This window comes from Actinoplanes awajinensis subsp. mycoplanecinus, assembly GCF_001509495.1.
Taxonomy (GTDB): domain Bacteria; phylum Actinomycetota; class Actinomycetes; order Mycobacteriales; family Micromonosporaceae; genus Actinoplanes; species Actinoplanes palleronii.
This window is the reverse complement of the sequence record NZ_LLZH01000326.1, coordinates 38484-52925: the sequence shown is the minus strand read 5'-3', so window position 1 is coordinate 52925 and position 14442 is coordinate 38484. Positions and strand designations below refer to the sequence as shown.

At 67.7% G+C, this 14442-nt stretch carries 9 protein-coding genes; 5 read left to right on the top strand and 4 right to left on the bottom strand.

Features of this window, described 5'->3' with window-relative positions; genetic code table 11:
• Positions 1-20 precede the first annotated feature (20 nt).
• Positions 21-365, bottom strand: a complete 345-nt coding sequence (locus tag ADL15_RS44865) for a hypothetical protein (RefSeq protein WP_067705730.1) — start codon at positions 363-365, stop codon at positions 21-23.
• 566 nt (positions 366-931) lie between these two features.
• Between ADL15_RS44865 and ADL15_RS44860 the strand changes: the two genes are divergently transcribed.
• Both ADL15_RS44860 and ADL15_RS44855 read left to right on the top strand, forming a co-directional pair.
• Positions 932-7447 carry a DNRLRE domain-containing protein gene (locus tag ADL15_RS44860; protein WP_198171283.1) on the top strand — a complete coding sequence of 2172 codons (6516 nt, stop codon included), beginning with the start codon at positions 932-934 and terminating at the stop codon, positions 7445-7447.
• A gap of 119 nt (positions 7448-7566) precedes the next feature.
• A complete protein-coding gene (locus tag ADL15_RS44855; RefSeq protein WP_067705726.1) occupies positions 7567-8103 on the top strand; it encodes a hypothetical protein in 537 nt (178 codons plus the stop codon).
• A 133-nt stretch (positions 8104-8236) separates the two neighbouring features.
• Here ADL15_RS44855 and ADL15_RS44850 read toward each other — a convergent pair whose 3' ends face one another.
• From ADL15_RS44850 to ADL15_RS44840, 3 genes are read right to left on the bottom strand one after another with little or no spacing between them, the layout of a single operon-like run.
• Entirely contained in the window at positions 8237-10888 is a 2652-nt protein-coding gene (locus tag ADL15_RS44850; RefSeq protein ID WP_067705724.1) for a DUF4132 domain-containing protein, read from the bottom strand.
• On the bottom strand, positions 10888-11196 hold the full coding sequence (locus ADL15_RS44845; protein ID WP_067705722.1) for a hypothetical protein: 309 nt from the start codon (positions 11194-11196) through the stop codon (positions 10888-10890). The genes ADL15_RS44850 and ADL15_RS44845 overlap by 1 nt, the downstream gene beginning before the upstream one ends.
• Positions 11197-11236: 40 nt before the next feature.
• Entirely contained in the window at positions 11237-11836 is a 600-nt protein-coding gene (locus ADL15_RS44840; protein ID WP_067705719.1) for an STAS domain-containing protein, read from the bottom strand.
• Positions 11837-12159: 323 nt separating this feature from the next.
• Here ADL15_RS44840 and ADL15_RS44835 point away from each other — a divergent pair, with 323 nt between their 5' ends.
• The 3 genes from ADL15_RS44835 to ADL15_RS44825 all read left to right on the top strand — a co-directional run bounded on the left by ADL15_RS44835 (position 12160) and on the right by ADL15_RS44825 (position 14229).
• Positions 12160-12885, top strand: a complete 726-nt coding sequence (locus ADL15_RS44835) for a GAF and ANTAR domain-containing protein (RefSeq protein WP_067705717.1) — start codon at positions 12160-12162, stop codon at positions 12883-12885.
• 42 nt (positions 12886-12927) lie between these two features.
• Positions 12928-13653: a GAF and ANTAR domain-containing protein gene (locus ADL15_RS44830; protein ID WP_067705715.1), complete on the top strand. Its 726-nt coding sequence runs from the start codon at positions 12928-12930 to the stop codon at positions 13651-13653.
• Between the two features lie 222 nt (positions 13654-13875).
• Entirely contained in the window at positions 13876-14229 is a 354-nt protein-coding gene (locus ADL15_RS44825) for an STAS domain-containing protein (protein ID WP_067705713.1), read from the top strand.
• The last annotated feature ends 213 nt before the right edge of the window (positions 14230-14442 follow it).

Below are 14442 nucleotides of genomic sequence, written 5' to 3'. Positions count from 1 at the left end.
ACAGCCTTCCAGCCGGGCCGTCAGGTCAGCCGGCCGAGGAGCCCCGGGCGGGGGCTCGATGCGATCACGCTGAGGGCATTCGGATCGACGCTCCAGGCCGCGGCGCCCCGCATGACGTCGTCCCAGCCGGTCTCCGTGCCGTCATGGAGGCCGATCGCCGCGGCGATCTGCTCGACCGTGCCGCCCCGCACCGCCAGCCAGGTCCGTTTGACGCCGAAGCTCACCCCGGCGGGAGTGCCGGGCGGCAGGTGCTCCACCGGAAGATCCGCGATCATCCGCACCGCTGCGGCGCACACCGTGGCCAGGTCGTCGGCGCGGCCCAGCCAGGTCTGCCCGGCGACGGGCTGGTTGCCGGCACTGCCCACGCCGGTGAGCCGGACCTGACGACCGGCATGACGATCAGCCGGCCGACGGCGGAGGTGACGATCGTTGCTTGACGGATCGTCGGCCACCGTGGCGGGACCGCGTCGAGCACGCGACGGACCGTCGCGCCGAGTTCGTGCGCGACGCCTCCGGAATGACGTGAAAGACAAGCCCGAGCTGCTCAGTTGATCGCCGCCGACTCTGGGCGTCCCAGCGAAGTCGCCGGCTGTTGCTGGCCGAGGGGCGCGGTCCGCAGGAGGACGCCTCCCGCTTTGTCGTCATCCGGATCCCCCGCATCGAGCAGGGTGCCGACGGAACTGCAGCTCCGACTCGCCCATGCACATCCTCGATGCGCTCCAGGACGGCCCGAATCAATCAATGGGTGTTCGGGCCTACCAAGGCGACGAGGTCGGCGGTCTTTGGGCTACCCATGAGCCCTGTGAAGGCCGAGGTAGCAGCTTTTGTGGCGACTCGAGGCGAGATCCGCCTGCCGGACGGTCGATACCCAGAAGCGAATCTTGACCCACCGCTGTCCTAATGCGAGGCTCCCCACAGTCCAATGTCGATCTTGCGTATTGACGACCTCCCTTCTCTCGACGAGGTTCCTTTGCATGTTTTCCCTGAGCAGCGACACCGGCCGGATATGGCCGGGTCCCTGCTGATGTCCCGGCGACCCCAGCCGGGGCGGCGAGCGGTCGCCCGGTGGGCTGCGCTGCTGATGCTGGTCGGCGCCGGAACGGTGGAACCCGCCCACGCGGCAGCCGCGGCCGAGCCGGCCAGCAAGGTTTCGGGATCGGTGCCTGAGTCGTATCAACGATCCGACGAGGTGTCAGCATGGCTGGCTTCGACGGCGACGAACCACGAAATTCTGATCACCGATGCGACGACCGCGACATCCTTGACGTACGCACGGCCGGACGGCACGACGCGCACCGAGATCACGACCACGCCGGTGCGCGTGAAACAAGCCGGCGGCGCGTGGGCAGACGTCGACTACAACCTGACCGCGGTCGACGGCGGGTTCGCGCCGAAGGTGTCTCCGGTCGATGTGGTGTTCTCCGCTGGTGGCAGCGGTCCGGCGGTGAGCCTGGATCACGGGTCGCGCAGTGCCGATCTGTTGTGGGCGAAGTCGCTGCCCGCGCCGACGATCGACGGTCCGAACGCGTTCTACCAGTTGACCGATAACGAACAGCTGGTTCTGACGGCGACCTCGGACGGGTTCGAGCAGTCGCTGAAGCTACTCGCCCCGCCGGCCACGGCGCCGAAGCTGCGGCTGGGCTTCGACATGACCGGGCTGACTATGGTCGCCAACGACAACGGCGGCTACGACTTCGTACAGACCCGTGACGGTAAGGCCACCTCGACCGTGGTGTTGACCATGCCGAAGCCGAAGATGTACTCCTCGCTGGTGGTCGAGGAGGAACGCACCCAGGTGCAGAGCCTGCCGGTGACTCTGTCCGCCGACGATGACGGCACCCAGTACGTCGACCTGAGCGTGGGCATGGCGTTCCTGACCGATCCGGCCACGGTGTACCCGGTGTGGATCGACCCGGCCGTGTCGTCGGTGTCGCGCTACGGCGACACGTACGTCACCCAGGCCGATTCGGACTCGCACTGGTCCGACAGTGAGATTCGTATCGGTGCGTCGACGTCGGGCAACATCCGCCGGTCGCTGGTGCGGTTCAACACCGCCAACAGCGTGCCGAAGGGCGCGCACGTCACCTCGGCCGCGTTGAAGCTGTGGAACTTCTACTCGGGTACCTGTACGGCCCGGGCGATGAACGCCTATCCGATCACCGCGGACTTCTCCACCGTGACCTGGGCCACCCAGCCGTCGTATACGACCTCTTACGGCGCCTCGGCCTCGTTCGCCAACGGCAACGAGGACATCGGCTGCCCGAACGCCGCCGGGTCGCTGAACGTCGCCGGCATGGTGCAGGCGTGGGTGTCGGGCACGATCGCCGACTACGGCATGCTGCTCAAGGCGACCAACGAGACCGACACCACCTATGCCAAGTACTTCTGCTCGATGAACGTCGACGCCACCGCGGTGACCAGCTGCACCACCACCGCCCGGTACCCGACGTTGAGCGTCGTCTACAACACCTACCCGGGCACCCCGGCCGGCGTCACCTTCTCCCCGAAGGTGTTGGGCACAGTCACGGACACCTATACCAAGGCCGCGAAGATCTTCTCGACGTCGCTGACGCCGACGTTCGCCGCGAAGGTGACCAACGCCGACGGCGGCAAGGTGTCGCTGCAGGTGAAACTGTCGCGCGACCTGAACTTCACCGGTGAAGGCACCGGCGAGATCGCCACGTACACCTCGGCAGCGACCACCCCGGGCTCGACGGCGAAGGTGACTGTGCCGGCCGGGGTCCTGACCAACGGCTCGCACGTCATGTACCAGATGCGTTCGCGGGTGACCAACGGCGCCGGCGGATACGACTACTCGGCGTGGACCCCGGCCAGCCTGGCCTCCACCTCGACAACAAAGTTGCAGCTCAACACGGATGCCCCGGCGGCGCCGACGGTCAGCTGCGGTGCGTACCCGGCGGGCACGTGGAGCACGCAGGCCGCGGCCACGACCACCTGCTCGATCGACACCACGGCCGCGGACGGGGCCGGCTACTACTGGGGTCTCGACGACCCGGCCACCCCGAACCTGGCCAACGACACCAGTAACACCGGCGCGGCGGTCACCGCCACCGTCCCGACCACCCCGGGCTGGCACACCCTGTACGCCCGCAGCCGCGACACCGCGCTGCACCTGTCCAGCGGGGCCACCGCGTACACCTTCGGCGTCGGGCCCGGTGGAGTGCTGAGCCCGGACACCCACGCCTCGACGGCTAAGGCTGTAGCGCTGTCCGCATCGGCGAACTCCGCTCTTACACAGGTCACCTACCAGTGGGCCGCAGGCACCACCAGCGCCACCTGGAGTGACCTTCCCCTCGCCGATGTCACCCCCAACGGCTCACCCACGCCGGTCAGCGGATGGCCGCTGACCGGCGTGTCCTCCGGAAACCTGACGACCTTCGCCGGCTACAACTGGAACGTCGCCAGCACGTTGGCCGCTGCCGGACAGCCCGACGGCGCTCTGCGGATCCGGGCGAAGTTCACCACAGCGACAGGAGCTGCTTCCTACTCCACCGAGAGGATCTTCATCCTGGCTGCGACGACGTTCGGACAGAACGCCGCCACCGAAGACCTGGGTCCCGGCATGGTTTCGTTGACTACCGGCGACTTTCAGGTCGGGGCTGCCGACGCAGCTGTCGGCGGGCTCAGCATCGGGCGTACCGCGACCAGCCTGGCTCCGGCCGCTGCATCAACCGGCGCGACGGGAATCTTCGGAGCCGGGTGGCGTGCAGCGACGCCAGGTTCAGAGGCGGGTCTGGGCGACAGCGAACTCATCGACAACTCCGCGGTCGGATCGATGACGTTGCAGGCCTCCGATGGCACCGAGTCCGTCTACGTCAAGCAACCATCAGGCAGCTACCTCGGCATCGGTAACGCCGATGACGGCAGCGCTCTGATCAAGTCAACATCGATCAAGAATCCGGCCGATGCGTCCGATACCACCGCCTATACCGGCTGGCAGCTGACAGACATCGATGGCGTCGTCACTACCTGGGTCAAATCCGGTAGTGCCTGGCTGGTCAAGTGGATCGACCAAGCCGGCGACGAGGGCGAGACGACGTATGCCCGGGACAGCAACGGGCGAGTGACCACGATCCTGGCACCGACTCCGGTCGGCGTGACCTGTACCACCTCGTCGTTCACGAGCCCTGGTTGCACGGCCTTACGGGTGACCTACGCTTCGGCAACCAGCGCTACCGGTACCGAGGAGTCCGCTTGGGGGACCTACGCCGGCCTGGTCTCCGGCATGTCCTGGACCGGCTATGACCCGGCCACCGCGGCCATGACCACGAAGCAGGTTGCGGCATACCTGTACGACTCCACTGGCCACCTGCGCGTCAGCTGGGATCCTCGATTGGCCATTCCGCTGAAGACGCGTTATGCGTACGACACGGCCGGCCGGATCGCGACCGTGTCCCCACCCGGACAGAACCCCTGGGTTTTGCGGTACGACACCACTGGGCGGCTGGCCGATGTGTCACGCACCGACCCCGCACATGGAACCGCAACCCAAGCGATCGTCTATGACCTTCCGGTGTCAGGCAACGGCGGAGCCCCCGACGTCTCCGGACCTGCCACGGCGACGTGGGGTCAGGTTTCCGACCTGGCGTACTCGGGAGCCGCAACCTTCCCGTCCTCGCACGTGCCCCCGGCGAATCCGACGACCCACGCATACACCGCAGGCACCGGCGACTGGCCCTACGCGCACATCACCTACACCGACGTCAACGGGCGTGTGGTGAATACCGCCGCCTACGGTGCGGGCAACTGGCAGATCACCTCGGACCGGTACGACGACGGCGGTAACGTGACGTGGTCGCTGAGCGCCGGCAACCGGGCGCAGGCCCTCACCCCGAACGCCGACACCGATCCCTTCGTGGCGTCGCAGACCTCATCGGCGGCCCGTGCGGACCTGTTGGCCACCATCACCACCTACAGCAGTGATGGTGTCGATCTGCTCAGCTCACTCGGTTCGGCGCACCCGGCGCAGCTGTCCAACGGCAGTACCGCATCGGTACGAGTGCAGACGACGAACACCTATGACGACGGGGCACCCACCACGGACGCCTACCACCTGGTCACCAAGGTTGTCGGCACACCGATCGCTCTGGACGGCACCACCGTTCCCGCCGACGAGACGGAAACGACGGTCTACGGCTTCGACCCGATCGATGGAGCAGGCCGGACCGCTGACACGTCCGGGTGGACCCACATGGTTCCGACGACGGAAACAACCTGGATGGGAGCCACGGCCTCCTCGAACGACCTGACGACGAAGTTCCGGTTCGACAGTTCCGGACGCGTGGTCGAGGAGCGCAAGCCCGGCGGCGCGGCCACCGACGCCAACACCATCGTCACCACGTATTACACGACAGCGACGAACGCGACCTACCCTGCCTGCGGCGGCAAGCCGTACTGGGCTGGCTTGAAGTGCCGCACCGGCGCCGGCGGCGGTCCGCCGGTGCCATCGATCATCTACACCTATGACCTGTACGGGCAGGTGGCGACGATTGCGGAAACCTCCGGCTCCGTGGTGCGCACCACCACCACTCGGTACGACGAGGCTGGTCGCAGTATCAATACCAGCATCAGCGTCGCTGGCTTGCCTACGTCGACAGCGGTTCAGGCGACCAGTCTGGGCTTCGATCCGGCCACAGGTGAGTTACTCACCACCACCCAGGGCTCGACGGTGATCACCAGCACCTACGACGCACTCGGCCGGAGAATGTCCTACACGGACGCGAACGGCGTGAAGACCACCTACACCTATGACATCGATGGCGACATCACTGCGCTCGACGACGGAAAGTCGGTGACCACCTATACCTATGACTCGAATATCGAGCACCGCGGCGTGGTCACCGCGATCAATGCTGGTTTCGGGGTCCTGTCCACCTTCTCCGGCGACTACGACGCTGCGGGAAACTTGAGCAAGCAGACCTATCCCAACGGCATGACAGCCGCATACGCCTACGACAACCTCGGTAACGCCACCGCTCTGACCTACGAACTGCCCGCAGTGCCCGGTGGGAGTGCTGCCAGCCTCACCTTCTCCACCGCGAACGACGCCACCGGATCCACGGTTCGGTCGCAGTCACCGCTGTCGGTGCAGGAATATGTCTACGACAACGAAGGACGGCTGACGAGCGTCCACGACACCATCGACGGCGCCTGCACCACGCGGGTGTACGGATTCAGCCAGCAATCCGACCGCACATCGCTGGCGACCTACGGCGCCGACGACGACGGCAACTGTCAGAAGACCACCGCCACGAGCACTGTCACCAGCACCTATGACACGGCCAACCGGGTTACCAACGCCGGCTACGCCTACGACCCGCTCGGCCGGACCATCACCGTTCCGGCTGTTTCCCTCGCTTCCGGTACCGACCCGCTCAGTGTCGCCTACTACGACACTGACATGGCAGCCCGCCTGACCCAGGGTGCTGCGGCCAAGGCGTTCACCATCGACCCGGCCGGCAGGTACCGAAGCGTCACCGACACCACGGACGGCGCCGAGAAGAAGCGGGTGCTCCACCACTACGCAGCAACATCCGACTCGCCGTCCTGGACCGAGACCTCCACCGACGGCGGTGCGACGAACACCTGGCAACGCAACGTCGCCGGCATGGACGGGGCACTCGCTGCCATCCAGAAATCCAGCGGTGACGTGGACTTGCAGATCACCAACCTGCACGGCGATGTCGTCGCGACCGTCCTGAACCACACCCCCACGACCGATGACATCTCGGGTGCGGCAACCACCAGTTACTTCGAGACGACGGAGTACGGTGCGTCCCGGGACGGGGCGGTCACCCGACCGTACGGCTGGCTCGGTGGCGCGCAACGTTCCAGCGATGCTCTTGCCTCGATAGTGCTCACTGGCGTCCGACTCTATAACCCGGCTGGCGGCCGGTTCCTGCAACGCGACCCCGTCCTCGGCGGAAGCGCCAATGACTATGACTATTGTTCCGGCGATCCCGTCAATTGCCAGGATGCGAGCGGAAAGTCGAGCGAAGTAACTTACAAGAAGTCGAAGATGAACCCGGCGGAGGTAAAGCGATGCAAGAAGCGCGTAGCCGAATGCTCTACCTATCTCTCTGTCGGTAAGCAGGTCCTCGACAGAGTGGCCAAGGTATTCAAGGGCCAGAACCACACCAATGGTCGTCGCAATGCATACCGGCACTGCATCTGGCAGGGCCTTCTCACCTACTGGCTCGGCGAGTCCAGGGCCAAAGCCTGGGCCAAAGCGCATGAGAACGGCGCCACGGGTGACGATCACGATGCTGACATGTTCAACAACATCTCCGGGCGCAACATCGGAAAGGAGTCCCAGAAGTACTGGGGGCAGGAGCAGGGCGGAAAGAAGGCGTGGAAGTACATCTGTAAGTGGTGCTGGGACGTGTTGCGGCGTGGCTATCTTGATACGTCATCACCACGGGAGTGACGAGCTGGGTAACCGCTGAACACCGTCCGGACTAGTGGCGGGGTTGGCGCGCGTCAGCCGCGGCGCCAACCCCTGACCCAACAACTGCGTTCTCACCCTCCACCTAGGATGACATCCCCATGCGGCGACCGTTCTTGATAGCTATTACCGGGCTTGTCCTTGCCTGCGGCCTGAGCTCCTGCACCGGCGGCGACGCCGACGATCCGGGCGGCGAGGTGTTTTCCAAAGAGCCGTGCCTGCAGCCCGAGGAGCTCCGCGACATAGCGAAGCTGCCAATCCTTTCCCAGCAGCCCGCCGACACGCGTCTCATGAACACCTACGAGGACTGTGACATCGACGGACTGACGATCGCTGCACGGACCTTCGAGACCGGGGAAAAGGCCGGCGCTATCGCCGAGTTCTACCGCGCGAGCGCCAAGAAGTACGGATGGACCACGAACCGGCCTGACGCCTCCCCCTACCCGGACGGCCAGGTTGACGGAGATGACTTCTACTGCGCCTCCGCAAAGTGGAAAGGCTCACCTGTCTATCTGGAGGTGCAGTGGCCTGATGCCGACTCAGGGATATTGGACGGGCGTGAGGAGGGCACGGTCTTCCAACTCACGCTAGGACGGCAGCCCCGCTATCCGGCAGCATGTCCGCCACCTGCGGCGTAGTCACGTTGACGGCCACCGGCACGATCTGGCGGAGGTCGACCGACATCACGGGATAAGCCCTGTCCTCGTGGTGGAACGGGCCGGTGCCGCCGGGGAGCGGCGCCGGCCCGTCGGCCGATGGACGCGGCCGTGTTCACAGCTGCCGGAGGATGATCGGGTCTTTGATCTTCTGGTCGGCGGCCAGCAGCAGCGCCTTGCTGATGATCTCGGAGAGCCGGCTGTCGCCCTCGAACGGCAGGAACACGTCGGGTTCGGCCGCGCGTTTCGCCGACGCCGGGATGATGCACAGGTAGCGGTCCTGCGGCGCGATCAGGATGTTGCCCGAGCCGCAATGGATCCGGTACGTGTGCAGGTCGCCCCGCACCTCGAGGAACTTGTCGGTGAGAGTGCACCGCCCGGCGATCGCCAGTCGCGGGATCAGCGCGGCCAGCACCTCCCGGCGGGTCTCGCCGGTCGGGGTGAGCGCGCCGAAGCTGGTCTTGGCCCAGTAGTCGCGGTACCTGCCGTGCGGGCCGCCGTCGAACCAGTTCGGGTCGCTGCCGACCCCGGCCACGGCGACGAACAGGTCGACGTCGCGCATCACCTCGCTCAGCACGACTGCCGGGACCTGCTCCAGTGCGACGGAGGTGCCGTCCTCGTCGAGGAACCGCAGCTGGTCGGTGGCCATCGTGTCGAACACCCCGTCGTCGCGGGCGTCGATCCCGGCGATGCTCAGCTCGGCGCGCAGGCCCCGATCCGGCAGGGCCAGACGCGGTGACTCCCGGGAGTACGCGTCGTCGCGCCACTGCTGGTACGACCAGCCGCGCCGCCCGAGCAGCGCGTTGAGCCGGTGCTGCAGGACGACGTGCGCGGCGAACCGGTTCGAGTACGTGCCGGTGGCCCGTTCCGCGTCGGTGAGCAGATACTGCTCGCGGTGGGCCTGCTTGAACGGCTGGGTGATCTCGTGACGGGCCAGGAAGTCACGCCACGCGCCGACCGCGTCAGGGTGCTCGCCGGCCGGGTGCCACAGTCGTACGATCGCATCGTCCTTGACCGTCACAACCGCGTCGTCCACGGTGCGCACGGCGTCCGTGGCCCAAGCGCAGGTCACGCCGTCCACCGTCCAGATCAGGCGGCGGGCCAGGGTCCGGGCCAGCGGGTGGTCGAGGAACCGGTCCCGCCACTGCTCGCCGGTCCACTGCCGGTCGCGGCGCAGCAGCCCGTCGAGGCGGTCCCGGGTGGCGATCAGCGTGGCGCCGATGTCCTTGACCGTCGCGGTGAGCTCCTTCAGCTCCTCGCGATGGTCGGCGCGCACCTGAGCCGGGACCGCCCTGACCACCTTGCCGCCCGCGTTACGCCAGGTCACGACCGCGTCCGTGCCGTGGATCTCGACCTCGTAGGTGCCGTCGCCGAGCTTGTCGGCCAGCGGGAGCCCGTAACCGGGCAGGGCCATCTCCTCGACGTCCTCACGCGCGATGCCGAGCGCGGTCGCGCGCGCGTCCAGGCCCTTCTCGACCAGCCGCAGCGTGCTCTTGTACGTCAGCCGCGAGGCCAGCCGGGCCAGCTGCGCGACAGCGGCGGGATGATCGGTGTCGGTCAGTGCGGCAACTGCCGCGTTCGCCAGTTTCGGACTGGCCGGGCCGTGGCCGGAGATCTTGCGGGTGGCCCGCTCGGCGATCTGGCCGAGGTGCCGCACGGCGTCCGGCGTCGGCGGGCACAACGCACGGGCCCAGAGCAGCCCGGAGAGCAACCGGACGTTGTACCGGTCGGGCATCCGCGGCGAGCCCGGGGCGTGCCGGAACCCGGAGTAGCTGATGACGACGTGCGCCGGCCGGCTGCGGGGCGCGCCGGCCAGCGCGAGCCAGCCGTCGACGCGGGCGGCGAACTCGTCGGCGCCGACCGCGGCGAGCAGCGGCCCGGCCTGCTTGCGCCAGGCCGCCGACGGCCGCGCCTGATCCTTGTCGGGCACGCAGTGGGTGAGCAGCGCGTGCCAGGCGGCCCGGCGCTCCCCGGGCATCGCCTCGACCTCGGCGATGGCGCGGTCGGCCCAGGGCTCGCCCGGGCTCGGGACCGGCCACAGCATGGCGCCGGTGTCGGCCTGCCAGTACTCGATCTGCATCCGGCGCCAGGTGGCCAGCGCCCACGGGTGCGGACGGCCGGCGGCGTGCTCCGCCTTGACGAGATCACCGGTCCAGTCACCGCAGGACAGCTGGTAGAAGAGGCCGAACCGGTCCAGTCCGGCCGTGCCGTCCACGCCGCCGGCCGCCAGCAGGCTGCCGATCAGCTGGCCCAGCGAGCCGCGGCCGGGATGGTGCGGGCCGTCGGTGGCCGTCCACGCGTCGAACAGCGTCTGCCGCACCGGGGCCGGCTGCACACGCAGCAGCTGCCGGGCACGGTCGTGCATCGCCGCCGCGGCGGCGAACCACTGATCGCCGTTCGGGTAATAGGCGCTGCCGACGATGCCGGTGCTCAGCTGGCCGACCACCGTCTGCGCCGCGGCCACCCGCTGGTCGTGACTCGCGTGGTCGCTCTCCAGCACCGCCACCGCGTCGAGCAGCTGGCGCGCGAGCCGTTGCAGCTCCGGGAGCACCGCGCGCTGCGCGGGCAGAAGCGGGTACGTCACGTCCAGCTCGGCGAGCAGCCGCTCCCCCACGCCGGCCGGTGCCCAGCCGCACACCATGGCCGCGTGCTCGGCGAACTGCCGCAGCTCGTTGTCTGAGGCGCCGGACCGCCGGTGGTGCTGCTCCAGGACCGCGATGCTGCCGGCGACCAGGCGCATGGTCACTGGCGGATCGAAGGTGGCCATCAGCCACCCACCAACGGTACGAGCTTGAGGAAGGTGACCCGCGACCCGGCGCTCAGGTGGACCTCGTCGTCCAGCTCGGTCACCTGCCGGTCGTCGACGAGCACCACGAACGCGTTGCGGGTGAACGCGGCGAGCGCCGTGCTGGTCTTCTCCTGCGGGTCGGCCGCCGTGCCGGACTCGGCGACCTCCTGGAAGATCCGGCGGCGGATGAGCTCGTCCAGCCGCACCGTCTCCTCGAAGATCTCCATGGCCCAGGCGGGCGTCTTCGGCCCCGTCGTCGTCTCGTCCGAGATCGAAATGATCGGCATCGACGGAAGGTAACAGGGGCCTACGACAGAACCGCCTCGCTCAGCAGTCGCGTTCTCGTTGGTCGAGCTTCGACTCCCGTTCGTTGGCGATGTCCTCCCGGATGTCCTCCCACTGCTCGTGGTGCCGGACACTGCGCTGTCGCTCGTCCAGGAGCCGGCCGCGTTCCTCGTTGAGGAGTTGCAGGTCCCTGGCGTGTTCTTCGCGCTCGCCGACTTGTCGCTCACGCTCGTCGGCTCGCCGGTCCCGTTCGTCGGCGCGCCGGCCCCGGGCCTCGGGGGTGTCGCTCGGCGTCACCTGCGACGGTACGGCCGGGGGGTGACCACCGAGCAGCGGCGTCGTCGAGTCGAGGCGCCGCAACAGTGAGACCAGATAGGGCGATGGCCGGCGTACGGTCAGCGTGACGCCGCGCCGGGCGCCCCGGCGGCAGGCCTGCGACAACACGCGCAGGCTCGTCGCGTTGATGAAGCTGACCTCCGCCAGGTCCACATCGACGAACGGGTGGGTGCCGTCCACGGCGCCGTTGAGCAGCTCGGCCAGTGAGGGTCTGCTCAACAGGTCGATCTCACCGTTGAGTGCCAGGATCATGTGATTGCCGTCGATCTCCACGGTGAAATGCAGCGGAACGGCATCTCCGGTCATGGCTACGGTCGCCCCCCATCGCCCTCGTTGCGTAAACGCACGGCGAGGGCTGGGCCGCATCGAGCGATTAACTGTACCGCCGCGCCGACCACCAGGGCCGTGCCACCGGCACCGCTCGTTCCGGTCTTTCTGTCAGCATCTGTGTGCCGATCCGCAGGGCGGCACCGTGAGCGGTGTATCGTCCACGCCAGAATCACTAGCTATCTGACAAGCTGCTGCCCTGCTTCCCGGCGGTCCCGGTCAGGGGGAAGGCGCAGCCATGAACAGTCACTGGTATCCCCACGTTGCCCCTCGCCGGCACGGCTCAGGGACGGACACACTCCGTGGATGAGCACATCGAGCGGGTCCTGCGCCTGATCGCCGATGAACCGGGGCGCACCACCGACGGCGGCGGCGTGGTGGGCACGTTACGGCGGTTGTGCAGTGCCGCCGCACGGTCGCTGCCGGCGTCGGGAGTGGGTGTGAGCATGATTGCCGAGGCCGGCATGCGCGGGGTGGCGGCGGTGTCCGGACCACCCTACGAGCAGATCGAGGAGTTGCACTTCACCCTCGGTGAAGGCCCTTGCCTGGACGCGTTCGCCTCCCGCCGGCCGGTGCTGGTGCCCGATCTGACCGACGGCGCGACACACCGATGGCCCGGTTACACGGCCGCCATTCATGAGCACGGGCTCCGGGCGGTGTTCGCGTTCCCGTTGCAGATCGGCGCCGCCCGTCTCGGTGTCCTCGACGTGTTCCGCGTCGAGCCGGGCTCGCTGCCGGCGAACAAGTTCCGTGAAGCGCTGACCTTCGCCGACGTGGCCGTCACCACGCTGCTCGACGGCCAGGAGCAGGCCGGGCCGGGGGCGGCGGCCGACGGCCTCGACGAGGTGATGGGTCAGCGAGCCGAATTGTTTCAAGCCCAGGGCATGGTGGCCATGCAACTCGGCGTCTCGCTGAGTGACGCGCTGGCGCGGCTACGAGCTCACGCCTACACCCAGAACATCCCCTTGGGAGACGTGGCTCGCGACGTTACGGCGCGTAGGCTCATCTTCGACAGTGACCAGTCGTGACCGCCGTTGGCACGGAACCCGGAGAAAGGCGGTAGGCCACCGATGTCCACTGTTTCCACCGAACGTCTCGCTGCGGTGTTCGTCGAATTCGCTGACACGCTCATCGACGACTTCGACGTGATCGAGTTCCTGCAGATGCTCACCCAGCGCGTCGCCGGGCTGTTCGCCACCGGTGAGGTGGGGTTGATGCTCGCTGACCATCGGGACCGGCTCACCTTCATGGCCGCCTCCGACGAGAGCGCACGGCTCATGGAACTCTTCCAGCTGCAGTACAACGACGGCCCGTGCCTGGACGCGTTCCGCACCGGCCGGCCGGTCACGAACGTCGATCTCGCCGCGGCCGCCGACCGATGGCCCCGATTCGCCCCCCGCGCCACCGAAGCCGGCTTCACGTCCGTGCACGCCTTCCCGCTGCGACTACGCAAGCAGGTCATCGGCGCGATGAGCATCTTCGGTGGCGCCAGCGAACTGATGGAAGCCGACACGCGCATCGTGCAGGCGCTGGCCGACGTCGCGGTCATCGGGCTGCTGCAGGAACGCGCCATCCGTCGCGGTGAGCACCTCACCGAGCAGCTTCAGGGAGCGCTGACCAGCCGGATCGTCATCGAGCAGGCAAAAGGCATCATCGCCCAAGCGCACGGTGTCACCCCCGACGAGGCGTTCCACCTGATCCGCGACTATGCCCGCAGCCACAACCGCCTTCTCAGCGACGTCACCGGCACGATCGTCAGCGACCTGCCCCGCTCCGCCAGGCTTCTGCGCCAATGACGCACGCCTGATCCCGGTTGCCCCGTCCGGAGTACAGACATTCGGCGGGGAACCGACTAACGTCGATGCCGCGATCGTCGGCTCAGACCCCGCCACGTATCGCCGACGTGTCTGTCCCGGCGTCGGGAGTTTTCCCGGCACGGCGACGCCCGAGCGGCGAAAGGGGTCCCTACTGTGACGTTGCCAGGTGCTGAAAATTTCGACGACCGAGTCGTACTGCAGATGATCCTGCGAGAGGACACCGATCGTACGACGGTGGAACTGACCGGTGAGCTCGACCGTTTCAACGCCCCCCGGCTGGCCGAGCTGTTCGGCGCCCTGGCGGATCGCCGAGTCCGCCACGTGGACGTGGACATGGCACGGGTCAGCTTCATCGACGTCGGCGGTCTGCGCACCCTGGCACAGGCGTTCCACCTCGCGGCGCGGCGGGGCGCGACACTGGCCCTGCGCCGGCCGTCACCGCAGATCGTCTGGCTGATGCGCGCCACGGACACGACAGCGCTGTTGCTCGGCGACGCTCCGCCGGCCGATGGCGCCGCGTGGTCGCCGCCCCGGACGAGTTCTGCGCCCTCCTGAGCAGCCGTCGGCGGCGTACGGGATCGGTGTTCCGCATCACAGCAGTGGCCTCACCGGACGACCTGTGCGACTACCGACATGGAGCCGGCCGGATAAAGATGGTCAAGTGTCGTGCGTCCATGCGTACCCATCGATCACTGTCTAGGATCGCGGCAGTATCCGTCGTTCGTCTGTCCGGTGTCACTCGCGCCCGAGCCGCGCCAGCCGAATTCG

What these genes read in the sequence shown, in the direction of transcription:
- ADL15_RS44855 (WP_067705726.1), top strand. Translation starts at nt 7,567, where the DNA reads ATGCGGCGACCGTTCTTGATAGCTATTACCGGGCTTGTCCTTGCCTGC.
- ADL15_RS44850 (WP_067705724.1), bottom strand. Translation starts at nt 10,888, where the DNA reads ATGGCCACCTTCGATCCGCCAGTGACCATGCGCCTGGTCGCCGGCAGC.
- ADL15_RS44845 (WP_067705722.1), bottom strand. Translation starts at nt 11,196, where the DNA reads ATGCCGATCATTTCGATCTCGGACGAGACGACGACGGGGCCGAAGACG.
- ADL15_RS44840 (WP_067705719.1), bottom strand. Translation starts at nt 11,836, where the DNA reads ATGACCGGAGATGCCGTTCCGCTGCATTTCACCGTGGAGATCGACGGC.
- ADL15_RS44830 (WP_067705715.1), top strand. Translation starts at nt 12,928, where the DNA reads ATGTCCACTGTTTCCACCGAACGTCTCGCTGCGGTGTTCGTCGAATTC.
- ADL15_RS44825 (WP_067705713.1), top strand. Translation starts at nt 13,876, where the DNA reads ATGATCCTGCGAGAGGACACCGATCGTACGACGGTGGAACTGACCGGT.